We start from the raw sequence: 22879 nt of genomic DNA on the forward strand, positions 1-22879 counted from the left end.
CAAATTAGGACATTTGAGGGGATTTCTCCCAGCTTGCTCTTACTTCTTCTATAATGATAAGAGAAGAATGGAGAGAATATGCTGAAATTAGAGAAAATCATTCAATTGTTATTACTGGCTATGTTGACTCAGACGGGACTGCTACTCATGTTTCATCCAATGCCTCATCGCTTGGTCTTTAGTCAGGCTAATCTGCTTTTTATGGTGGGCTTGCTGGGGTTGCTTTTTTGTTGTGCCTTTTATTTTTCCAGAGAACTTCAGGAAATCAAAGGTTCTCTTCGTCAGTCAAGCAATTATCGACACTTGCTTTTCTTGTATTTTTTGATGATTTTGGTCAATGCTGCGGGGGTCCTTCTGCTGTGTGGCAAGGAGGCGCAGTCAGGACAGGCGATGGAGCAGATGCTGACGGAGAGTTTTCTGTCATCTTCTCTTTTGCTTCTGGGGATTGACATCGCAGTTTTATCCCCTGCAGCACCGAAATTTATTGATAGTGACTTCTCCTTTCGCTATCGGAAAAACTGGGGGATTGCACTAGGTTTGCTCTGCTTTTCCCTTGCGAAAAATCCTCAGGAAACTCTGTGTTTTCTGTCCTATCTGCTTTTGGGACTAGTCTTTGCCCATCTCCTCAGGCCTTATTTTCAGCGTTTGGAGCTGTCTATGCTGGCCCATATTCTCCGAAATATGATTATTCTCAGCCTTTTACCCTTTTGCTTTTAGAAAGTGTTTTGTCAAATAGAAGAATTATGGTAAAATGGTAAATGAAACAAGGGGCTGGATAAGGTCTTCTTGTGAAGTCGAGTGCAGTTCATAGGACTGGATGCTGCATCTGCTGAGAGCTTTGCGGTACACTAGATGAGTGTGCCTTTTTTGTTGAAGAGCAGGGCAGCCGATAGAAATGAGATGAAAGTCAAATGGTGAATCTAAAAGCAATTGCTCCAAATGGCCGAACTGGCCTCTGTGGCATTATCAATGCGACGCCGGATTCCTTTTCAGATGGTGGGCGCTACAATACGGTTGAGACGGCATTGGCTCAGGCTAGAAAGCTGATTTCTGAGGGAGCTCACATGCTGGATATTGGTGGTGAGTCTACTCGGCCAGGCAGTCATTTTGTGGCTATTCAAGAAGAGATAGAACGGGTGGTGCCGGTCATTGAAGCTATTCGTCGGGAAAGTGATATTCTGATTTCTGTGGACACTTGGAAGTCGGAAGTGGCTGCGGCGGCATTGGCTGCGGGTGCAGATATTATCAACGATATTACCGGTCTTTTGGGTGATGAAAAGATGGCAGAGACAGCTGCGGAATATGGCGCGCCAGTCATTGTCATGTTTAATCCAGTGATGGCTCGTCCTCAACATGTCAGCTCAAGGATTTTCCCAGAATTTGGCTTTGGTTCAGCCTTCACAAAGGAAGAGTTATCTCTTTTTGCAGAACTACCAATTACAGAACTGATGTGGAAGTATTTTGAGAAATCTTTGAAGGTGGCCGAAAATGCTGGCCTTTCGCGTGATAATATCATGCTGGATCCAGGGATTGGTTTCGGTTTGACCAAACGGGAGAATCTTCTCATTTTGCAGGAGCTGGATAGTCTCCATCAGGCTGGTTTCCCTATTTTTCTTGGGGTTTCTCGTAAGCGGTTTCTCGTTAGTGTCTTAGAAGAAAACGGCTTTGAGGTCAATCCTGATACTCAGGAAGGCTTTGAAAACCGTGATACAGCTTCAGCCCATCTGACTAGCCTTGCGGCTAGCAGAGGCGTTGAAGTTGTCAGAGTGCACGAAGTGGCTAAGCACCGGATGGCTGCAGCTGTTGGCGATGCGATTCGTCTAGCACAGCAGACAGAAGATCTCAATCTAGGTCAATATAAGTAAGATGAAAAAACAAGAATTACCTGATTTAAGCTGGCTGGAAGCCTATCGAACAGCCAGTCCCAATTTTGGCTTGGAGCGGATGGAGCGTTTACTGGAGTTGCGGGGGGATCCGCATTTGCAGCTGCCAGTCATTCATATTGCAGGGACTAATGGCAAGGGTTCAACCATTGCCCATCTGCGCCAACTCTTGGAAGTGCGAGGCTTGCGGGTTGGCACTTTCACCTCTCCCTACCTAGTCAGCTACAATGAGCAGATTGCCATTAATGGCAATGCGATTTCCGACCAAGATCTTCAGCGATTGCTGAGCCTTTATCAGGACCTCTTAGCCCAGCATGCGACAGACTCTGGCTTGCAGGGGGTGACTGAGTTTGAGATTGTAACTGCTCTAGCTTATGATTATTTTGTCCAGCAGCAGGTGGATGTGGCTATTATCGAGGTCGGCATGGGTGGGCTTTTGGATAGTACCAATGTCTGTCAGCCTTTGCTTACTGCTATCACGACAGTCGGTCTGGATCATGTAGCCTTGCTAGGTGACAGTCTAGAGGCTATTGCCCAGCAGAAAGCTGGCATTATCAAGCCTAGAGTCCCTATTGTGACTGGTAGGTTGGAGCCAGAGGCTCTGGCAGTAGTCGAGCAAAAGGCTGCTGAAAAAGATGCTCCGCTCTTTTCTTGGTCTCAAGACTATCAAGTGGAACATCAAGAGTCAGAGGAGGGGGAGTGCTTTTCCTTTTCGAATGCCTATCGGGCCAAAGACTCGTATCAAACAGCTCTGATGGGACTGCATCAGGCGGATAATGCTGGACTAGCTCTGCACTTGTGTGACCTATACTGTCAGTTGCAGTCGCTGCCCTTATTGACAAAAGCAGAGGTTGAGAGTGCTTTGCTTGCTGCTGTATGGCCAGGGCGTTTGGAAAGGATATCGGATCAGCCGCTTATTCTTCTGGATGGAGCCCATAATCCCCATGCCCTGCGGTCGTTAGCAGCGACACTGGACCAGCATTATCCGACTTATAAGAAGCACATTTTATTTGCTTGTATCCAAACCAAGGCCTTGGATGATATGGTGGAGCTGCTGCAAAAGATTCCCAAAGCAGCTATAAGCTTGACAGCCTTTGCTGATCCGCGGAGTTTTTCTAAAGAGAGCATGCAATCCTTGGCTGAGCAGCAAGGCCTGTCTTACAAAGAATGGCCGGATTATTTATCAGATTATTTAGCAGTAGAGCATGAGCCGGATGAGCTTTTGCTGATTACGGGTTCTCTTTATTTTCTGGCTCAGGTTAGAAAATCAATCCTTGAGAATCGCGAGTTAGACTTTGCTGAGCGTCCTTCTCAGTCAAGTCAATTATCAAAAAATAAAAATGAACATAGGAGCATATATGGACACGAAGAAAATTGAAGCAGCTGTAGCCCAGATTATTGAGGCGGTTGGAGAAGACGGAAGCCGCGAAGGTTTGCAGGAGACGCCACAGCGCATTGCTAAAATGTACCAGGAAATCTTTGCCGGGCTGGGTGAGACTGCTGAGGAGCATCTGGCCAAGTCTTTTGAAATCATTGACAATAATATGGTAGTGGAGAAGGATATTTTCTTTCATTCCATGTGTGAGCACCACTTCCTGCCATTTTACGGGAAGGTTCACATCGCCTATGTGCCTAATGGTCGGGTAGCAGGCCTGTCCAAGCTGGCCCGAACAGTAGAGGTCTATGCCAAGAAACCGCAGATTCAAGAGCGATTGACTGTAGAGATTGCTGAGGCCTTGATGGACTATCTGGGTGCTCAAGGGGCCCTGGTCTGGGTAGAAGCTGAGCATATGTGTATGAATATGCGCGGAGTCAGAAAGCCTGGCACTGCAACGGTTACTACAGCAGCGCGTGGCGTTTTAGCGACGGACAAGGATCTAAAAAATGAAGCTTACAAACTGATGGGGCATTGATCTTATCAGTAGTAGAGCGTGTCGGGAAAGGCTAGATAGTTTTATCAAGGATAAAATGCAGAAACTTGAATCAGAAAGGATAAGAGAATGGATCAGCTGCGCATTAAGGATTTGGAAGTGTATGCTTATCACGGTCTGTTTGGAGCGGAGAAGGAATTGGGCCAGCGTTTTGTGCTGGATCTGATTTTGGACTATGATATGACTCGGGCTGCCAAAACAGGCGACCTGACAGCTTCTATCCACTATGGAGAATTGGCTCAGGATTTGACCCACTGGTGTCAGGAAAGCAAGGAAGACTTGATTGAGACGCTGGCTTATAAACTGATTGATCGGATTTTTCTGACTCATCCTTTGGTGCAAAAGGTCAGCTTGGAGGTCAAGAAGCCTTGGGCACCGGTGCCGTTGCCTTTAGAGACCTGCTCAGTCAAGCTAGTGCGTCAGAAGCGGAAAGCCTTTATCGCTCTGGGGAGCAATCAAGGCAGCCCAGCTGCCAATCTGGATGCGGCTCTGGAAAAAATGGCAGAGCAGAATATAAGAATTTTGCAGGCATCAAGCCGTATCGAGACGGAGCCTTGGGGTGGGGTTGAGCAGGATCCGTTTCTCAATCAAGTTGTTGAAATTGAGACTTGGCTCAATCCTGAGGAGTTAATGCAGACGCTCTTGGCCATCGAAGCGGATTTAGGGCGCGTGCGGGAGATCAAATGGGGACCTCGTGTGATTGATCTGGATATCCTTTACATAGGGCAGGAGGAGCTATACAGTCCAGATTTGATTGTTCCTCATCCTTATGTGGCTGAGCGGGCTTTTGTCTTGCAATCTTTGGTGGAAATTGCTCCACATTTTGTCGATCCAGTGCAGAAAAAAAGCATCCGCCAACTCTGGGATGCGGTTGAAAAATGAGAAAAGAAACTTGTCGCAAGGCAAGTTTTTTATTGTCTGAACTTTCTCTGAACTTGTCCCTGTATACTAAAGAAAAATCAAAAGGAGTTCAGTATGGAACATATAGTGAAAATAGAAGGAGTCTGCAAAAAGCATGGCAGCAAGCAGATTTTAGAAGATATTTCTTTTACAGCTAGAAGCGGTCGGATTACAGCTTTTCTAGGCCCAAATGGTGCAGGGAAAAGTTCGACCTTGAGGATTCTCTTGGGGTTAGATCGGGCGACAGCAGGAACTGCGACTTTTGATGGGCGAACTTATCAGTCAATGACTTATCCGCTCAGAACGGTAGGTGCAGCCTTTGACGGCATTGGCGGTTTGCCAAATCGAAAGGTTTATGATCACTTGAGGATTATTGCGGCGAGTAATGCTATTCCCAAGTCTCGGATTGATGAGGTTTTGGAGATGACTGGGATTGCTCATAGGAGGAAGGATCTCTTGTCAAGCCTGTCTCTGGGGGAAGGTCAGCGGTTGGGTTTGGCAGCAGCTTTGCTGGGAGATCCTCAGTTTCTTATATTAGATGAGCCGACTAATGGACTGGATCCAAGTGGGATTAAGTGGTTTAGAAAGTTCATCCGTCAGCAGGCTGATTTAGGGAAAACGGTACTTCTATCTTCTCATATCCTATCAGAGGTGCAAATGGTGACAGATGATGTAGTCTTGATTCATCATGGGCGAATTATTGAGCAGGGACAATTGGAAGAGGTGCTGCAAGATTCAGACAGCCTAGAAGATCTCTTCTTTGATTTGACAGAGGAGGTTTAAAATGAAAGAAACGATGTCTTTATTGCATTCAGAATGGTTGAAAATTTGCTCAACCAAGGCTTTCAAAGTGAGTATGGCCTTCATGCTGCTATTGGTGCCTGCCGTATCCTGGCTGGAGGGCCGACAGTATTTATCTGTCGGCTTGGATGCTACACCTGAGACGGTTCCCGGTCTGGCAGAAGCCATTGACCCGCTGGAATATCTAGGTCTCAATGGTGCCTCTATGGCAGGCATGGTTTTGGTCATCTTAGCTGGAATTTTGGGAGCTATGGAATTTCAGTCTCATAGCTTGAGAACTAGTCTCTTGACCTGTAATAACCGCCTGAAGTTGCTTGTGGGGAAACTCATGACCTTTGCTTGCTTTTCTCTTGCCAGTAGCTTTTTATCAATCCACTGTAGTTATATGGTCATGCACCTGGCTTTAGGAAAGGAAGGGCTTGATCCGATTCTGCTCAATCAGGCTGCTTGGAGTCTGATTTTGTGGAAAACCTTATCTCTAACCTTATTAGGAATCCTTTCATTTTTGTTAGGTTTATTGGCTCGGACCATGCTAGTTCCTCTGCTTTTTCTCGTACCCCAAATCTATAATCTAGGAAACTATCTAGCTGCTCACACGAGTTGGGGAGCTTATTTGCCACAGCCAGCAGGAGAGTTGTTTGCTGCAACGCCAACTTCCCAATATGCCAACAATCCCTTGCAAGGGCTGTTGATACTTGGTGCATGGTTACTAGTCATCGGCGGTATGACCTCTCTGCGCTTTTTGAAGACGGATTTAGGAGGGCGATACTGATGATAAAAGCTCTACTTAGAAGCGAATGGATTAAGTTCCGTTCTTACTATCTCGCTCTTGGTGCAGCCTTGGTGGCTCTGGTAATCGTTCCATTTTTTCTGATGAATCTTGACTACAGTCAAACAGCAGTTGGCCAGACAAAGGCTCTGAGTGAGGCTTTGCATGCCCTCTATCTGGCACAGCCTGTCATCGTCATCTTTACTTCCCTCTATTTTGCCCAGGAGTTTGTCAAGTCTGGGATGCGAACGAATTTTCTAACTGTATCAAATAGAAGGGCTTGGTTGGCTGGGAAATTCCTTTTTCTGGCCGTGCTGCTCTTGGTTCTCTATAGTGTCATTATAAGTAGCTGTTTCCTTGTTATGCTGGCTCGTTTTGACCTGGACTTTAGCTGGTCCTTGCTGGGGAAATTCCTTTATTACAGCTCTTTTGGTCTTCTCAGCAATCTTCTTCTGGCTTTTTTAACTGCCGGCCTCGCTTTGCTCTTTCAATCTTGGGTTGTGCCGGTGTCAGTGCTCTTTCCTCTCTTGATTGGTCTCAGTCGTTTGTTGGCAACTTTCATCAAGGAAGCAAAATACCTGCCCGATCTGGCTACCCTAAACCTTTTTGAGTATGAAGGGCTTCAGCATTCAATAGATCTATCAGGGCTGGGAATACAGCTGTTCTGGTTAGCTTTGGTTTGGAGCTCTGCTATATTCTTCAGCTTGAAACGAGATGTTCGCTAGAGGTATGCTATAATGGAAATCATGAGACAGTATCGTATTTTGGTAGTTGATGACGACCGGAGCATTTTGAAGCTAGTGAAAAATGTCCTAGAGCTTGATGCTTATGATGTGACGACGCTTGATCGGATAGAAGAGCTAGAGCTGACGCATTTTGTCGGATATGACTTGATTCTGCTGGATGTGATGATGGAGCCTGTTAATGGTTTTGAACTGTGTTCTTACATTCGTCCTCATCTTTCGTGCCCAATCATCTTTCTGACGGCCAAGGAATTGGAGACGGACAAGGTGGAAGGACTCTTTCGCGGAGCAGATGACTATATTGTCAAGCCTTTTGGAACCAAAGAATTACTGGCGCGTGTCAGAGCTCATCTTCGGCGGGAGGAAAGACGGGAGGAGCGATATTCTGAAATTGCTTCTTGTCAATTTTATCCAGAGCGCTATGAAGTTGCCTGTTTTGGTAAAGTCTTGAAATTTTCAGAGCGAGAGTTTAAGTTACTGCATTTACTTGCTAGCAATCCCAAGCAGACCTTTTCAGCTGAACGCCTGCATACCTTGCTTTACCCAGAAAGCTCAGAAACACAGCTTCGCTCCATCTCAGAATACGTGTATCAGATTCGCCAAAAATGCAAACAAGAAGGGCTGCAAGCAATCGCAACAGTGAGAGGAGTAGGCTATAGATGGCAATTAGAACCCGAAATTTCAAAAGCCTAGTCTGGACAACCAGTTTAAAAATCGTCTTTTTCCATGTTTTGATTTTTGTGCTTATAGGCTATGAATTTACGCAAGGAAGTAATCACGTTCTTTTCACCTTGTTCTTTTGGGCAGGGAGCTTGCTGCTGATTACTTTTTATCATATTTTGAAATTGCTCCGAAAAATCGACAGGGAAATAAAAATGCTAACGAGCGAGAAGCTTTTAGAAGAAAATCAAAGCCAGCTTTTTCGGATTGAGGAAATGCTAGAAGTCTATAGCGATCTACGGAGCAGCCACCAAGAAAATGCTCGTCTTCTAGAAAGAGAGCAGCAACATAATCAGGAGTTGATTTTACAGTTATCAGCGACATCGCACGATTTGAAGACGCCCCTAACTGTGATTAAGGGGAATGCTGAGCTCTTGGAGTTGGCGCAGTTGGGCCAGTCACAGGCAGATTATGCTGCTGAGATTTTGCGGGCCAGTCACAAGATGGAAGAGTATTGTGGCTCTCTTATTGATTACGCTAAGACTTTTCAAATTGATTCTAATCAGTTCAGCCAGCTTTCCTTGGAGGACTTTTTGGCTGATTTACAGGACGACTGGGCACTGTTCAGCAAACAGGAAAACTATCGTTTCTACCTCCAAGAAGATTGTGATCTTAGTCTGATTTTGTCAATTCATTTGGACTATCTCAAACGAGCTTTGCTCAATATTTTACTGAATGCGCTTGAACATGCTAATCAGGACCAAAAGGAAGTGAAGCTGATGGTATCAGTGCAGCAGGACCAGTTGGTTTTTGCTATCTGGAACAATGGCCCTGCATTTTCAGAGGAGATGCTGCTGGGAGCGGAACAGCTCTTTTATCAGAGTGACCAAAGCCGCAATTCAGCTAATCCCCATCATGGTATCGGCTTAGCCTTTTCTAAGCAGGTAGCTCTCTTGCACGGTGGTCGTCTGACCCTGCTCAATCCAGACCAAGGAGGAGCTTGTGTAGAATTGGCTGTAGCTTTAAAAGACAAATAAAAAGGAAATCAATCAAGATGATGAAAGGACTGAAATGTTTAGAGTTTCAGCTCTTTTTTTGCCGCTTTCTTCTTGACAAAAGATGTAAAGGAGACTATGCTATATTTGAAAAGTAAAGTTTGTTTTACATTGTGGAAAGGAGGCAGCCTTGGAAAATCGAATTCAAGAATTACGAAAAAGAAAAAAGCTCAGCCAGGAGGAGCTGGCTGAGAAGCTAGAGGTCACGAGACAAACGATTATTTCTTTAGAAAAAGGCCGCTACAATGCCTCGCTGCTTTTGGCTCATAAAATTGCATCCTTTTTCAATTTAAGGATTGAAGAAGTGTTTCTCTTTGAGGAGGATAAATCATGAAATGGACTTATTTGTGTAAATGGATATTGGCTATTTTGGTGGTGGTTGGCTTATCTTATCTCCATTTTCAAGCCAATTTTATCCCTAAGGAAATCCTGCCTTTTGTGGGAGTTATATTGATTGTGGTGATTTTGAAAATTTTTCAAGCGTATGAAAAATAGGAGGCTGACATGGAAACATTAACTAAACAAGAATTTCGGAAAAAACTTCAAAGGAAAGTTATCGTGGGGCGTATCTTAACCTTTATCATCTTGGTAGGACTGGCCTGGAGCCACTTTCATTCTCTGGATGATCAGCAGGAAGGAGTCATGGTCGGCATCCTGCTGGGGCTTTCTTTGCTGACCATTCGGTATAATCTGGCCCTAAGACGGGAGGAAAATTTTGAGAAGCTCTACATTCAAGTGACTGACGAGCGCAATCGCATGATTGACGAAAAGACTCGTACTTTGCTTTTTAATATACTTTTGCTGCTGGCAGCATGCTTGAGTGTCCTGTCCATGATTTTCCCAATCATCTTAAATCTCAATCAGTTTCTGACCTTGACCATTATCCTGGTTTTGGGACTTTACTATCTTTTGCGCTTTCTCCTGTCTAAGCGTTATTAACAAAAAAAGCTGGCGACGCCAGCTTTCTAAACAAGCTTTTAACAGAGCTTGTTTTTATTTTCTATAGAGTCTATCATACTGGTAAACAGGGTCCATGGTTACATGGATGCCCAACTTACGCAGGACGTTTTTGTCTTCATCAGTCAGAGTGACGGTGGAGTGGGCCTCGCTGCCCTTGAGATTGCCGAGTTGCTGCATGGCATGCGCAGCATCTTGATTTTCCATGGCTGTGATTGCTAGAGCCATCAAGATTTCGTTTGAGTGGAGTCGAGGATTACGGCTGCCCAGATGATTGATTTTCAGGCCTTGGATTGGCTTGACATACTCAGGCTCAATCAGCTTAGTCTCTTTGGCAATATTGGCTAGTTTCTTAATGGCATTAATCAATACAGCGGCCGTAGGACCAAAGAGCTCAGAGGTCTTACCGGTTACGATTTCACCGTTTGGCAATTCCAATGCCAGAGCTGGCTCACCAGTGCTTTCAGCCTTATCGCGTGCTACAACTGTTACCTTGCGGTCCAGCGGTGTGATGCCCAAGTCGTTCATCAAGAGTTCGATCTTTTTGACAGCAGATTCAGAAACGCGCTCCGCCTTGAAGTCCAGAATCGTCTGGTAGTAGCGACGGATGATTTCCTGTTGAGATGCCTCGATAGCTGCATCATTATCTACAATGGCAAAGCCGACCATGTTGACGCCCATATCCGTTGGAGAAGCATAAGGTGATTTTCCAAGGATGCGCTCCAGCATACGCTTTAGGACTGGGAAAATTTCAATATCACGATTGTAGTTGACGGTGGTTTTTCCGTAGGTTTGCAGGTGGAAAGGATCAATCATGTTGACATCGTCCAGGTCTGCCGTCGCTGCCTCATAAGCTAAATTGACTGGATGGTGCAGGGGCAGATTCCAAACTGGGAAGGTTTCAAACTTGGCGTAGCCTGATTTGATGCCATTGATTTGGTCGTGGTACATGTTGGATAGGCAAGTAGCCAATTTACCAGAACCAGGACCAGGTGCAGTTACTACGACTAGATTACGGCTAGTTTTTATGTAGTCGTTTTTCCCCATACCTTCAGGTGAGATGATATGGTCCATGTCGGTCGGATAGCCCTTGATCGGGTAGTGGATGTAGGAAGCGATGCCATTCTTTTCCAGCTGGCTGCGGAAGAGGTCAGCTGCTGGCTGGCCGGAATACTGGGTGATGACCACTGAGCCTACATAAATATCCAGCTCGTTAAAGGTATCAATCAGTCGCAGCACTTCCTGATCATAGGAAATGCCCAAATCGCCACGCGCCTTAGAGTGCTCAATATTATTAGCATTGATGGCAATGACAATCTCAACTTGGTCCTTGAGCTCTTTGAGAAGTCTGATTTTATTGTCCGGCTCATAGCCTGGCAGGACGCGAGCAGCATGGAAATCCTCCAGCATTTTACCGCCGAATTCCATGTAAAGTTTGCCCTCAAATTGATTAATGCGTTCCAAGATATGGTCGCGCTGCAGGTTTAAGTATTTCTCAGAATCAAAAGCAATTTTTTTCATGTATATTTTCACCTCTGCTAAGCATTATAACAAAATTTTCTTCAAATTGGAAAGTTGAAAGGGGAAGTATCAGACAAAAGAGATAGCAGCCCGAATGAAGAACGGGCTGCTTTTTGAAATTAATAGGTGATAATCGTGTCCACCGTTGAGCGATCCAGCTTTTTGACCAAAGCTTGCAGGAAAGCTTGAGCTTGCAGGAAATCGTCCATGGCATAGAGGGTTTGGTGGGAATGGATGTAGCGGGCACAGACACCAATGGTAGTAGATGGTACGCCGCCGCTTTGGAGATGGGCAGCACCAGCATCCGTTCCGCCCTTGCCGCAGTAGTATTGATACTTAATGCCAGCTTCCTCAGCAGTTGTCAAGAGGAAGTCTTTCATAGCTGGCAACATGAGATGACCAGGGTCAAAGAAGCGAATCAGCGTTCCGTCGCCGATGGCACCTTGACCGCCATAGATGTCGCCTGCTGGGGAGCAGTCCACAGCCAGAAAGACCTCAGGGGCAAATTTTGTCGTTGAAGCATGGGCACCACGCAGGCCAACCTCTTCTTGAACATTGGCGCCGACATAGAGTTGGCTGTCTAGTGGTTGACCAGACAAGGCTTGTGCTAATTCGCTGACCATAAGGACGCCGTAGCGGTTATCCCAGGCTTTGGAGATGATATTTTTACCGTTAGCTGTGAGAATAGCAGAGCTGTCTGGCACGATAGTGTCTCCTGGACGGATGCCGTAGCTTTCAGCTTCTGCCTTATCCGCAAAGCCTCCGTCAAAGACAATATCTGCAATCTGTGGCATAACTGGTCCGCCAGATCCGCGCGTCAAATGAGGAGGGACAGAGCCTGAGATGACAGGAATTTCCCGACCTTCACGGGTAAAGAGTTTGAAGCGTTGGCTGCTAACGACCAGAGGGTTCCAGCCGCCGATTTCCACTACGCGGAAGGTCCCGTCAGCTTTAATTTCGCTGACCATAAAGCCAACCTCGTCCATGTGGGCCGCTACCAATACACGGGGAGCATTTTCAGCTTCTGCATGGCGTACCCCAAAGATACCGCCCAGGCCATCGGTGACAACCTCATCGACATGGGGAGTGATTTTTTCTCGTAGGTAGCTGCGAACAGGTGCCTCGTGACCCGAAATAGCAGAAAGCTCTGTTACTTCCTTGATTTTTGAAAATAATGTTGTCATAAACTTACCTTCTTTCTGTCCCCTATTTTATCACTTTTTGCGGTAAATGAGTAGGGAAATCTTATAGCTTGCCTGAATCAACAGGACTACCCGCTTAGGAATCCAACTTCTCCCAGGAAAATCTGGAATATTGTTTGTCGCCTCTGCTCTTTTGTGTTAAAATATTCTACATGAAAGCTAAAAAAATCATTTTAACCACAACCGCCCTTTTGGGGGCTGGAGCGCTGGCTTTTGGAGCAGCCAAAGTCGTACAGGAGCAGAAACGACTGCGTAATCGGGAGGAAATCGTCGAGCTTGTGCGAGATTTCTTTTCCAGTCAGGGTACTATTTCCTGCCTTTATATCAAGCTCTACGAGTCCACAGATGAACGCTTGGTTGGTGGTCTGGTCCTAGAGGATGACCGTCATTTTGCTTTTGTCTATGAAAATGGTCAGCTAAGCTACGAGGAAGAAGTATGATTATTCCTTTAAATTTAGAGGAATTGGCTTCTTATGTCAATGATGGGGAGCAGACTGTCTTCTTTTTCACGGCTGACTGGTGCGGAGATTGCCGATTTATCCAACCTTTTCTGCCAGAGATAGAAGCGGGAAATCCTGACTATCGCTTTATCCAAGTGGACCGTGATGCCTATCTGGATCTGGCCAAAGAGTGGGACATTTACGGGATTCCCAGCTTAGTAGTGCTGGAAAAGGGACAGGAGATTGGCCGTCTGGTCAATCGTGAACGCAAGACCAAGGGTCAAATCAATGAATTTTTAGCGAGTATAAGAGAAAAAGGGAGCGTAAAATGATTTTTACCTATAATAAAGAATATGTCGGCGACGTGCTGATGATTATTGCCGCGGACAATCAAGGAGCTAAACTGGCAGCAGAGCGCAAAGGACGGGTAGCGCGTGTTTACCGCGAAGACAATGGCCAGACTGTTGCTTGGAATATTTTTGAGCAGTCAGACCTTTTTGAAATTGCAGAGTGCGGACAGGTCTTTTTGACAGATGAGCAAGTGGCCATTCTCAATCAGGAGTTGAGCAAGGAAGGCTTCCCAGCGGATTTGGTTAATGACAGCCAGCCGAAGTTTGTGGTTGGAGAAATTGTTGAGATGGTAGCTCATCCAGATAGTGACCACCTGAATATCTGCCAAGTGCAGATAGCTGCTGATAAGACCGTTCAAATCGTGGCCGGTGCTCCTAATGCCAAAGTCGGCCTCAAAACGATTGTGGCTCTGCCAGGTGCTATGATGCCGAAAGGGAATTTGATTTTCCCGGGAGAACTTCGAGGTGAAAGGAGTTTTGGGATGATGTGCAGCCCACGAGAACTTCAGTTACCTAATGCGCCTCAAAAACGCGGCATCATTGAATTAGCCGATAGTGAACTAGTTGGAACTGCCTTTGACCCAGCCAAACATTGGCAGGGATAAGGGATAGGATTTAACGTTCTAAAAAGCTCAGAAATAGGCGATATATCCTATAACAGCCGAAATATGAAATAGAGCGAAACGACTATACAAGTCGTTTCACTCTATTTTTGTTGCAATAAATTTAGCGTTATAAATCTATCTCATGCTAATGGTAGAGAAAATAAATAATTAACAGATGAAAAATCAATCTAACACAATGATGAGTATAATGAATCTGCTTCTTACTCATTTTTCTGTCATGGAAAAAACTTACTGAGATTAAAATTAAAAGTATAGATATTAAAGCTTTCAGTAAAAAATTGAAGAAAAATAAATTCAGAAGAGTTAGGAAAAATAAAAACAAACTGATGATTAATGAGATTTTGGAGCTACTCATTTTCTTTTTATAAGCGAAATAGGTTGAAAATAATAAAAGAATGGAGTAAACAAAAGCTATATAATTCATTAGATATCCTCCGTAATCTAAAGTGATTTGTCTTACCAATCACCATACTGTCTCAAAAGAAGACGCTGTTGCTATTGCTTTGCGAGTCGGTTGTTGATTGAGGAGTGGCTGTGGGACTCTGGCTTGGACTGCTGTATTTGTACTGGTAGATGAGGCTATTTAGGCCTTGGTCTTCCAATACTTTGAGGCGCTTTCTCTTGAAAACAATGCCGATGAGTTGGCTGTCAGGATAGGCATAAATTTTGTGGCGGGGATGGTTAAAGGCTGCAAAGTCATGGAAACCGTCCTCCATCCAAAGACTAATCTCGGATTCTTCACTGTCTCGGCTGTAGCGAGCATGACTAATCTGCTGCATGGGAATGCAGTAGGTGGCTGCTGATAAGAGTCCGCTATAATGGTAGGTCACATATTCGTGGTCAAAGGAGAGGATAGTCGCATGAATGGTTAGTCTGCGAATAGCAAAGATAAGGAGCAGTAAGAAAAAAGCAGCAACCAGTAGACTAAGGACAAAGAAACTGGTGTCTTTGTAGGGGTTGGAGCTAGTCAGGTAGTCTACGGCAGCCAAGGCAGAAAAGCCTCCGAACCACAGAGAAATCAGTATAAAAAGAAGATTTTTCACAGGCGAATGTTTAATGGTCATCGGAGCCTCCGTTGCACAAGTCTAGTAGGAAAGGGGCAGAAGCTGCAACTTTCCTTTTTATCTATACTATACCACATTTTTTTCACTTTTTGCCTCCTTTTACGAATGATAAGTTAGGAGGATATAAAATGTATAATAAAGTAATTGTAATCGGCCGGCTGACGGCTACACCTGAACTGCACAAGACTGCGAATGAAAAATCTGTGGCTCGTGCAACGGTCGCGGTTAATCGCCGTTATAAATCTCAGAGCGGTGAGCGTGAGGCGGATTTTGTAAATGTGGTTGTCTGGGGTCGTCTAGCTGAGACTTTAGCCAGCTATGCAAGTAAGGGCAGCTTGATTTCTCTGGATGGTGAGCTACGGACTCGTCGCTATGAGAAGGAGGGGGCGACTCATTATGTGACAGAAGTGCTCTGTCATAGCTTCCAGCTCCTGGAAAGTCGGGCCCAGCGCGCTCTGCGTGAAAATAATAGCGGAGCTGATTTAGCAGATTTGGTGTTGGAAGAAGAGGAGCTTCCCTTTTAAGCAAGAGGCAAAGACTGGGAAATGACCTTGCTCTAAAAAATCATCATTCGGTTTTGCAGGATGCAAGATCTGTTTGACTGAAAGTCTATTTCTATCAAGCTTTTAAAAGTTTAATTATGATTGTCGAGGTGGGACCAAGAATCAAAAATCATGGATTTTTTAGATTCTGTCTCGCCTCTTTTATTATAGCCATTTCTGGAAAGATTTTGCTTTTTGGTGGCTTTGTAATATAATAATCCTATATGTTTCATAAAGGCGCTTACGGCATAGGGGGTGAAAAATGGTATCAGCTAAGGTCAAAAAACGGATACAGCATTATCAGAAGAAGGCTCTCTGGCCGCTTTTTATTCTGCTTATCTTGGGTTTGCTTTTTGTTTATTTCAAGGGCGTTTTGCCAGATGAGAAGCAGGTCAAGATTGGGGTGACTTACATGACCATGAACAATGACTTTTACAAGACCTTAAATGCGGAGCTGGAGAAGAAAACCAACCAGCAGGGCAGCAGGCTCTACGTTCGGGATCCTGAGCTGGATGAGGGCAAGCAGAGCCAGCAGATTGACTTTTTTGTCCGAGAAAAGGTTGATGTCATTGTCATCAATCCGGTGAAAAGCAATAGTCCAAGTATTATTTCCTCTCTTCAAAAGGCCAAGAAAGCTGGGATTAAAATTATCGTAGTGGATGCGCCTATCAGTCAGGATGTAAAAGTGGATACGACCATTGTGTCTGATAACTACCAAGCAGGCGTCCTGATTGCCCAGGACATGATGAAGCGTCTTCCTTCTGCCAATATTCTCCTTCTAGAGCACCGCAATGCCGTCTCGGCCATGGACCGGATTCAGGGATTTATTGATACGATTGAAAAACAGCCTAGCTACAGGATTATTTCCCAGAAAGAAACACTGGGCCAGACTGAGGAAACCATGCCGCAGGTCAAAGGGGCTCTAGACGAAGGTTTAGACTTTAATGTAGTTATGGCGCTCAATGATCGAGCAGCTATCGGGGCCTTGGCTGCTATTAAAAATCAAGGTCTTGATAAGAAAATCTCAATCTATGGCGTGGATGGTTCACCAGATATCAAAAACTTTCTGGCTACGACTAGCGATATAGAGGGAACCGTGGCCCAATCGCCCATTCAGATGGGGCGCAAGGTGGCGCAGGTAATTGAGCTGATGCAGGAGGGGGAATCCTACGACAGCCAATACCTGATTCCCGTTCATCTGGTTAATAGAGATAATATCAGTCAATACACAGTTACAGGGTGGCAATAATGAGACCTCAAAAAAGTATATTTTATAGCAAAATAGCCCTGATGGTCATCAATCTAGTTGCCATTGTCTATAATGCGTCCATCTATCTCTTTGCGACCAACTATGTAGCAGCTAAGGGCTTCAGTCACTCGCTTTTGGAGCGTTTGGATGCTATTCCGGGCTCTCCCAGCTTGATTTTCTGGGTATCAATTAGCCTCTATGGCAGTCTGCTTTTGGTCATGTACTATCGCGAGCGCCACCCCAATCAGCTGTCCGTCTATGACAAAGCGACCATTATTGAAATCTTGCTCATGCTGGTCATCTTTTCCGTCTTGCACTCGTCCTACAATGGCTTGATTCTCTTGGTGTTTGCGGATATTTTCTATGGCTCTAAGGAGTTCAATTCTTCTAAGGACAAGAAGTATTGGTTTTCTTTCATTATTTTGAGCTTTGGCATGCTGCTCTTGTCCAACTATGACCTTATGTCGCTCTTTATCAAGCTGCCTTCTTTAGATACCTATATTCGGTTTTACCCAGAGTCCGTCCGGCTGTTACTGCTTTTTGGTAAGAACTTCCTCTATTCCCTCAATATCGTCGTCTTTATGATTTCCTTGCTCTTCTACATCCTGTCAGCCATTACGGAGCGTCATCGGATTGAGGAAGAGCTGCGCATGGCTTCTCAGGCCAATCGCGAGTTGAACTCTTATCTGGCTTTGTCTGAGAAAATAGCAGAAGATCGAGAGCGGAAGCGGATTGCCAGAGAGATTCACGATACATTGGGCCATGCCCTGACGGGAATTTCGGCGGGTATTGATGCGGTCAAGGTCTTGGTTGATATTGATACCAATCGGGCTAAGGAGCAGCTCAATAATGTTTCAGTCGTCGTTCGAGATGGTATCCGTGATGTCCGCGGCTCGCTCAATAAGATGCGACCGGGAGCTCTGGAAAATAACACTTTGAAGGAAGCTCTGATTAAGATTATCCGTGAGTATGAAGCCATCTCCAATTTGGAGATTCATCTCCGCTACGAATGGGATAATATTGACTTGGATATTGCCAAGGAAGACATTGTGTTTCGGGTGATTCAGGAGTCTATTACCAACTCTGTCCGCCATGGGCATGCCAAGACTATCTGGATTGAGTTGCTGGAGGAAGAGTCCTATGTAATGACCATTCAGGATGATGGTGTTGGTTTTGATGAACTCCACTATGGCTATGGCCTCAAGCAGATGCAGGAGCGCCTAATGATTATTGGCGGAAGCGTCCGCTTTGAAAATCGGGACGGTTTCTACACGCATATCGAAATCCCCAAAATAGGAGGAAGACATGATTAAGGTTTTAATAGCAGACGATCAGGCCTTGATTCGCGAGTCTCTGCAAATCATCCTGTCAGCCCACGCTGATATTGAGGTTGTTGGGACAGTCGGAGACGGCAAGGAAGTGCTGGAAAAGCTTCATCGGGTACGCCCAGATGTGATTTTGATGGATATTCGCATGCCAGTCATGGACGGTGTTCTCTGTACCAAGGCTGTCAAGGAGCAGTATCCGGATGTTAAGATTATCATTCTGACGACCTTTGATGACGATGAATTTATCTTCTCCGCTCTCAAATACGGTGCGTCTGGTTATATTCTCAAAGGGGTTTCGACAGAAGAGCTTCACGAAGCCATTCAGACAGTCTATCGAGGCGGAGCCATGATCAATCCCAATATTGCCACTAAGGTCTTCAAAATCTTTTCACAGATGGCCCAGTCCAACTTTGCTATCACGGTGACTGAGGAAAATGTTGAGGATATGAGCCGAACAGAGTGGAAGATTATCCAGCAGATTGGCTTTGGGATTTCGAATAAAGAAATTGCAGCCAAGCTCTTTCTATCAGAAGGGACAGTCCGAAATTACCTGTCAGGCATCCTAGCCAAGCTCAACTTGCGCGACCGAACCCAGCTGGCTATCTGGGCTGTGCAGACCGGAGTCACCCAGAGAGATTTTAGTAAGGAAAGCGACAAATGAAGTGGAGACTGAGACATTTGGCCCTACTGGTTGTCCTGATCATATCTGTTGCTCTGGCTTTTGTCTTTTGGGCTTCAGCTCAGGAAAAAGTCCTGCGTATCGGTGTCTATGCTGGCTCTAGCTGGGATGTGCCTAACAGCCGCGAAAACAAGGTCTTGGACAGCTTGATTAAAAAATTTGAAAAGACGCATCCTCATGTCAAGGTCGTCTATGAAAGCGGTATTCCCAAGGATGATTACGCTGACTGGCTGGCTGAGCAAGTCTTGAAAGGCGAGCAGCCAGATCTCTTTATGGTACCGGAAAACGACTTTAGCATGTTGGCTTCGACTGGCGCGCTCAAATCCTTGGATACCCTTTTAACGGATGATGAACGAAAGGCTTTTTATCCGGTGGCTTATGAAGCTGGGCAATATCAGGGAGTCAGCTATGCTCTTCCAGTTGAGAGCAATCCTATCATGATGTGTGTCAATAAAGACCTGCTTGAAAAAGAAGGGATTAGCATTCCTGAGTCAGGTTGGACCCTGGCGGATTTCTATGAGATTTGCAAGAAAGTAACCAAGGATACCAATGGCGATGGTGTGGTGGATCAGTACGGTATTACGGATTATACTTGGCAGCAGGCTCTGGTAGCTTATGGCGGCCACCTTATCGATAAATCCGGTATCAATGTAGACAGTTCAGAGATGCACCAAGCCTTGGCCTTTATGAGCAAGTTAGACATGCTCAGCCAGCACTATAAGGTGACTTCTAATGACTTTGATGAGGGGCGGGTGGCCTTCTATCCTATGAGTCTGGCCCAGTATCGGACCTACAAGCCCTACCCATACCATGTTGCCAAGTATTCTAGCTTTTCTTGGACCTGTATCCCGATGCCAACAGCTAATAGCCAGGTGATGGGAACACAAGTTAAGACCTCGCTCTTTGCCATGTCTTCCAATACCAAGCAAGAAAAGTTGGCTTGGGAATTTATGCTCTTGCTGTCACAGGATAAAGAAAGTCAGCAGGCCTTGTTTGAAAAATCGCAGGGGACCTCAGTTTTACCATCTGTAGTGAAAAGTCAACAGGGTAGAGAAATCTTACAGGCCGATGATTTTGGCTTGGATTCCTTGACTTCTGATAGGCTAGACCACATGATGAATCGCTCCATCATTGACATCAGTCTGGAAGTGGACCGTCATACGATGGATCGGATGGACTATCTAATTCAAAATGCTATGCAGAATCAAGAGATTGACAGTGCCTTGCCGAGCATTCAAAGAGAAATAGAAAGCGGAAAATAATCTGCTTTCTTTTTATTGCTAATTAAGCCAGAAAAAAGCACAGCTGACTAGACCAATATGACAAATGTCATATTTTTCCTAACAAATGTCATCTGGGCAAAGTGACATTTGACAATATGAAACCGGTTCCATATTCTGTACAATAAAATCATCAATAAATCCTTCGTCATCTAAAGCCTGACTTGGCTAAGAAGTCGAAGGATAAAGGAGGCAGGAAAGATGAAATACCTTGTACTGGTCAGCCATGGGGGACTGGCTGCAGGCGTGCAGAGTTCCTTGAAGATGTTTGCCGGAGACAAGACGGATCAGGTGATTGCGGTCGGTCTTCAGGAAGGCAAGTCAGTTGATGATTTTGCAGTTGATTTTACTCAGGCCTTGGCTGGCTTAAGTGCTGATGACAGTGTCTTAGTTCTGGCTGATATTGTAGGAGGCAGTCCTCTGACGACAGCAGCTAGTATCTTAGCTGACATGGGTAAGCTCGACTCAGCAGTTATCTTGGGAGGTTTGAACCTGACCATGGGACTGACTGGCTTGGTTATGAAAGACATCTTAGACGGAAAAGAGCTGGCTCAGGCTATCCTTTCCGAGGCTACAGCTGCTTTGCAGCAATTTGAAGTCGTAAGCGATGCAGCTGACGAAGATGAAGACGACATTTAGTGCTTCCGCCATATATTATAAAAGATAAAAGGAGATTTTAAAGATGACAGTATCATTTGTACGGATTGACGACCGCATGATCCACGGTCAAACAGTCACTCGCTGGGCTAAGGAATACCCTTGTGATGGCTTGATTGCAGTTAATAATGCAGCCGCAGGAAACAAGGTTTTGATTCAGGCCTACAAGGGAGCTTCTGACAAGAAGACTTTTGTTTGGACCAAGGAAGCCTTCAAGGAAAAATCAGGCAAGGTCACAGAGTCAGACAGCCGTTATTTCCTCATTACGAAAAATCCTGTAGACATGAAGGAAATTCTAGTGGACCAAGGTTTTGTACCTGGGGATGTTAAGGAAATCATCGTCGGTCCTGCTAATGACCGTCCGGGAGCTGTTAAGCTGGGCAACAACCAGTCCATCACTCAGGAAGAGGCAGAAGCGATTGAGGCGATTGAAAAAGCAGGCTACAAAGTCAAATTCCAGCTCTTACCAGATGTTTCCATTGGTTACTGGAGCGATTTCAAGTCTAAATTTGGTTTTTAATTACAATAATGAAAAGGAGAGTCTATTATGACAATTTCTTGGCTGCAAGCCGCTTTACTGGGTCTTTTTGCTAGTTTAGCTTCTATGCCTGGTATGGGTGGTTCTAGTATTGGTAACTACACTCTGGGACGTCCTCTGGTCGGAGGTTTGATTAGCGGGTTGATTCTTGGAGATTTAAAAACAGGGATTATGGTTGGGGTAGCCCTTCAGGTCCTCTATATCGCTCTGGTAACACCAGGTGGTACAGTTTCCGCTGACGTGCGGGCGATCTCTTACATTGGGATTCCTCTCGCAATCTTGTTTGTTCACTCTAAAGGCATCACCTCTGAATCTGCTATCGCTGCAGCAGCTGCACCAATCGGAGCAGCAGTTGGTACTATCGGTACAGTTCTCTTCTATGGAACAGCTACTACAAACTTGCTTTGGCAGCACATTGGCTGGAAAGCTGTTGAAAAAGGCGAATTCAAAAAGCTTTACGCTGTTGACTGGGTCTATCCTTGGATTTCCCACTTTGTCTTCTCTTTCCTTCCAACCATGATCATCACGAAGTTTGGTCCGAATATGGTTGAACTGATGAAAACCCATCTGCCAATGGATGGCTTCATCATGAAATCCCTCTTTACAGTCGGAGCTCTTCTCCCATGTGTCGGTATTGCCATTCTTTTGAAACAAATCGTTACCAAGGCTGCTGACTTTATCCCATTCTTTGTGGGCTTCACCTTGGCTAAGTCACTTGGTCTTAATTTGGTTGCCAGTGCAATTGTTTCATTGATTTTTGCAGTAATTTACTATGAATTGGAAGTAATCAAATCAGCTCGAGTAACCGCGCCGGCTGGTGGGGCTGACTTTGATGACGATGAGGAGGATATCTAAGATGGCTGAAAGAAAGAAAATAACTAAAAAGACTTTAGCGAAATCATTCCACCATTGGTACTATGGTCATTTAACTTGCTTCTCTCAAGAGCACATGCAGACTTTCGGCTACTTGACCTCTATGCTGCCAATCGTGGAAGAACTCTACAAAGACAAAGCAGAGCAGAAAGAAGCTATGCAGACCTATACAGCTTTCTTCAATACAGAACCTCAGCTCGGGGCTTTGGTAGTGGGGATTACAGCTGGTTTGGAAGAAGCGCGTGCCAATGGTGACGCTGTTGATGGCGAAACTATCAATGGTATGCGTGCCGGTCTCATGGGACCTATCGCGGGTATCGGTGACTCTTTAGTAGTTGGAACTTTGATTCCAGTTCTGCTGGGGATTGCCCTTGGCCTCTCTAAAGGTGGAAATCCTATCGGCGCTCTCTTCTACATCCTTGTCTGGAATGTTCTCATCTATGGCGGTATGCGCTTTGCCTACTTCAAAGGCTATGAATTAGGTGATAAAGCAGTTGAATTTTTGGTAGGTCCTCAAGGACAGGCTATCCGTAAATCAGTATCTATCGTTGGTGGTATGGTTATCGGAGCAGTTGCTGCTACTTGGGTTCCAGTAAAAACGGCTTTCCAATTGAAAGATTCATCTGGTAAAGCATTTTTGGTCATGCAAGATCAGTTAGATGGTGTCTACCCTGGTCTCTTGACAGCACTCTTTATCGTCTTCTGTTGGTGGCTGATGGCGAAGAAAAACTTTTCTCCAATCAAAGTTATGCTCATCCTCGTTGTAGTTGCTTTTGTTGGTGTATTAGTTGGTTTCTTCAACCCAGGATTGAAATATTAAAAGGAGAAGAT

Annotated in this window: 28 protein-coding genes; 25 read left to right on the forward strand and 3 right to left on the reverse strand. The window is 45.2% G+C overall.

Features of this window, described 5'->3' with window-relative positions:
• Positions 1-78 precede the first annotated feature (78 nt).
• The 13 genes from RWX26_RS07575 to RWX26_RS07635 all read left to right on the forward strand — a co-directional run bounded on the left by RWX26_RS07575 (position 79) and on the right by RWX26_RS07635 (position 9681).
• Positions 79-717, forward strand: a complete 639-nt coding sequence (locus RWX26_RS07575; protein ID WP_314580510.1) for a type II CAAX prenyl endopeptidase Rce1 family protein — start codon at positions 79-81, stop codon at positions 715-717.
• Between the two features lie 194 nt (positions 718-911).
• Positions 912-1865 carry a dihydropteroate synthase gene (gene folP, locus RWX26_RS07580; protein ID WP_314580511.1) on the forward strand — a complete coding sequence of 318 codons (954 nt, stop codon included), beginning with the start codon at positions 912-914 and terminating at the stop codon, positions 1863-1865.
• Between the two features lies 1 nt (position 1866).
• On the forward strand, positions 1867-3261 hold the full coding sequence (locus tag RWX26_RS07585) for a folylpolyglutamate synthase/dihydrofolate synthase family protein (RefSeq protein ID WP_314580513.1): 1395 nt from the start codon (positions 1867-1869) through the stop codon (positions 3259-3261).
• On the forward strand, positions 3242-3796 hold the full coding sequence (folE, locus tag RWX26_RS07590) for a GTP cyclohydrolase I FolE (protein ID WP_002896758.1): 555 nt from the start codon (positions 3242-3244) through the stop codon (positions 3794-3796). Before RWX26_RS07585 ends, folE begins: the two co-directional genes overlap by 20 nt.
• Positions 3797-3883: 87 nt before the next feature.
• On the forward strand, positions 3884-4696 hold the full coding sequence (gene folK / locus RWX26_RS07595; protein WP_314580516.1) for a 2-amino-4-hydroxy-6-hydroxymethyldihydropteridine diphosphokinase: 813 nt from the start codon (positions 3884-3886) through the stop codon (positions 4694-4696).
• Positions 4697-4789: 93 nt separating this feature from the next.
• Entirely contained in the window at positions 4790-5497 is a 708-nt protein-coding gene (locus RWX26_RS07600; protein WP_314580518.1) for an ATP-binding cassette domain-containing protein, read from the forward strand.
• A 1-nt stretch (position 5498) separates the two neighbouring features.
• On the forward strand, positions 5499-6287 hold the full coding sequence (locus tag RWX26_RS07605) for a lantibiotic ABC transporter permease (RefSeq protein WP_314580521.1): 789 nt from the start codon (positions 5499-5501) through the stop codon (positions 6285-6287).
• Positions 6287-7009, forward strand: a complete 723-nt coding sequence (locus RWX26_RS07610) for a lantibiotic ABC transporter permease (RefSeq protein WP_314580523.1) — start codon at positions 6287-6289, stop codon at positions 7007-7009. Before RWX26_RS07605 ends, RWX26_RS07610 begins: the two co-directional genes overlap by 1 nt.
• 12 nt (positions 7010-7021) lie before the next feature.
• Entirely contained in the window at positions 7022-7720 is a 699-nt protein-coding gene (locus RWX26_RS07615; RefSeq protein ID WP_060976229.1) for a response regulator transcription factor, read from the forward strand.
• Entirely contained in the window at positions 7687-8724 is a 1038-nt protein-coding gene (locus tag RWX26_RS07620; RefSeq protein ID WP_314580528.1) for a HAMP domain-containing sensor histidine kinase, read from the forward strand. The genes RWX26_RS07615 and RWX26_RS07620 overlap by 34 nt, the downstream gene beginning before the upstream one ends.
• Before the next feature lie 148 nt (positions 8725-8872).
• Positions 8873-9076 carry a helix-turn-helix transcriptional regulator gene (locus RWX26_RS07625; protein WP_002907433.1) on the forward strand — a complete coding sequence of 68 codons (204 nt, stop codon included), beginning with the start codon at positions 8873-8875 and terminating at the stop codon, positions 9074-9076.
• Positions 9073-9237 (forward strand): hypothetical protein, encoded by a 165-nt coding sequence (locus RWX26_RS07630; RefSeq protein WP_314580531.1) that lies wholly within the window; start codon positions 9073-9075, stop codon positions 9235-9237. The genes RWX26_RS07625 and RWX26_RS07630 overlap by 4 nt, the downstream gene beginning before the upstream one ends.
• Positions 9238-9246: 9 nt before the next feature.
• The gene (locus RWX26_RS07635) at positions 9247-9681 is read left to right on the forward strand and encodes a hypothetical protein (RefSeq protein ID WP_101771841.1); all 435 of its coding nucleotides are present in this window, start codon (positions 9247-9249) and stop codon (positions 9679-9681) included.
• Between the two features lie 54 nt (positions 9682-9735).
• Here the strand turns inward: RWX26_RS07635 and RWX26_RS07640 are convergent, their stop codons facing one another.
• The gene (locus RWX26_RS07640) at positions 9736-11220 is read right to left on the reverse strand and encodes a DUF1846 domain-containing protein (protein ID WP_314580535.1); all 1485 of its coding nucleotides are present in this window, start codon (positions 11218-11220) and stop codon (positions 9736-9738) included.
• 119 nt (positions 11221-11339) lie between these two features.
• Positions 11340-12404 (reverse strand): glutamyl aminopeptidase, encoded by a 1065-nt coding sequence (gene pepA, locus RWX26_RS07645; RefSeq protein WP_314580537.1) that lies wholly within the window; start codon positions 12402-12404, stop codon positions 11340-11342.
• Between the two features lie 170 nt (positions 12405-12574).
• Between pepA and RWX26_RS07650 the strand changes: the two genes are divergently transcribed.
• Genes RWX26_RS07650 through ytpR form a run of 3 tightly spaced genes read left to right on the forward strand, consistent with a single transcriptional unit; the run spans position 12575 to position 13817 of the window.
• Entirely contained in the window at positions 12575-12862 is a 288-nt protein-coding gene (locus RWX26_RS07650) for a DUF4651 domain-containing protein (RefSeq protein ID WP_314580539.1), read from the forward strand.
• Positions 12859-13194: a thioredoxin family protein gene (locus RWX26_RS07655; RefSeq protein ID WP_314580542.1), complete on the forward strand. Its 336-nt coding sequence runs from the start codon at positions 12859-12861 to the stop codon at positions 13192-13194. The genes RWX26_RS07650 and RWX26_RS07655 overlap by 4 nt, the downstream gene beginning before the upstream one ends.
• Positions 13191-13817 (forward strand): YtpR family tRNA-binding protein, encoded by a 627-nt coding sequence (ytpR, locus tag RWX26_RS07660; protein ID WP_314580544.1) that lies wholly within the window; start codon positions 13191-13193, stop codon positions 13815-13817. Before RWX26_RS07655 ends, ytpR begins: the two co-directional genes overlap by 4 nt.
• A gap of 497 nt (positions 13818-14314) precedes the next feature.
• On the opposite strand, the gene RWX26_RS07665 is transcribed toward ytpR, so the two are convergent.
• Complete coding sequence (locus tag RWX26_RS07665) at positions 14315-14902, reverse strand: hypothetical protein (RefSeq protein ID WP_314580546.1); 588 nt, start codon at positions 14900-14902, stop codon at positions 14315-14317.
• Positions 14903-15030: 128 nt separating this feature from the next.
• Here RWX26_RS07665 and RWX26_RS07670 point away from each other — a divergent pair, with 128 nt between their 5' ends.
• The 9 genes from RWX26_RS07670 to RWX26_RS07710 all read left to right on the forward strand — a co-directional run bounded on the left by RWX26_RS07670 (position 15031) and on the right by RWX26_RS07710 (position 22868).
• Positions 15031-15426 (forward strand): single-stranded DNA-binding protein, encoded by a 396-nt coding sequence (locus tag RWX26_RS07670; RefSeq protein WP_002896737.1) that lies wholly within the window; start codon positions 15031-15033, stop codon positions 15424-15426.
• Positions 15427-15706: 280 nt separating this feature from the next.
• Entirely contained in the window at positions 15707-16693 is a 987-nt protein-coding gene (locus RWX26_RS07675) for a substrate-binding domain-containing protein (RefSeq protein WP_314580548.1), read from the forward strand.
• Entirely contained in the window at positions 16693-18006 is a 1314-nt protein-coding gene (locus RWX26_RS07680; protein WP_002896734.1) for a sensor histidine kinase, read from the forward strand. The genes RWX26_RS07675 and RWX26_RS07680 overlap by 1 nt, the downstream gene beginning before the upstream one ends.
• A complete protein-coding gene (locus tag RWX26_RS07685) occupies positions 17999-18682 on the forward strand; it encodes a response regulator transcription factor (RefSeq protein WP_012130913.1) in 684 nt (227 codons plus the stop codon). Before RWX26_RS07680 ends, RWX26_RS07685 begins: the two co-directional genes overlap by 8 nt.
• Positions 18679-19962 carry a sugar ABC transporter substrate-binding protein gene (locus RWX26_RS07690; protein WP_314580555.1) on the forward strand — a complete coding sequence of 428 codons (1284 nt, stop codon included), beginning with the start codon at positions 18679-18681 and terminating at the stop codon, positions 19960-19962. Before RWX26_RS07685 ends, RWX26_RS07690 begins: the two co-directional genes overlap by 4 nt.
• A gap of 219 nt (positions 19963-20181) precedes the next feature.
• Positions 20182-20619, forward strand: coding sequence for a PTS fructose transporter subunit IIA (locus tag RWX26_RS07695; RefSeq protein ID WP_314580557.1), 438 nt, complete (start codon positions 20182-20184; stop codon positions 20617-20619).
• Positions 20620-20662: 43 nt separating this feature from the next.
• On the forward strand, positions 20663-21157 hold the full coding sequence (locus RWX26_RS07700) for a PTS sugar transporter subunit IIB (RefSeq protein WP_002896729.1): 495 nt from the start codon (positions 20663-20665) through the stop codon (positions 21155-21157).
• A gap of 27 nt (positions 21158-21184) precedes the next feature.
• Positions 21185-22030 carry a PTS sugar transporter subunit IIC gene (locus tag RWX26_RS07705; RefSeq protein WP_314580561.1) on the forward strand — a complete coding sequence of 282 codons (846 nt, stop codon included), beginning with the start codon at positions 21185-21187 and terminating at the stop codon, positions 22028-22030.
• Positions 22014-22868, forward strand: coding sequence for a PTS system mannose/fructose/sorbose family transporter subunit IID (locus tag RWX26_RS07710; RefSeq protein ID WP_399558434.1), 855 nt, complete (start codon positions 22014-22016; stop codon positions 22866-22868). The genes RWX26_RS07705 and RWX26_RS07710 overlap by 17 nt, the downstream gene beginning before the upstream one ends.
• The last annotated feature ends 11 nt before the right edge of the window (positions 22869-22879 follow it).

The organism is uncultured Streptococcus sp. (genome assembly GCF_963536705.1).
Lineage (GTDB): Bacteria > Bacillota > Bacilli > Lactobacillales > Streptococcaceae > Streptococcus.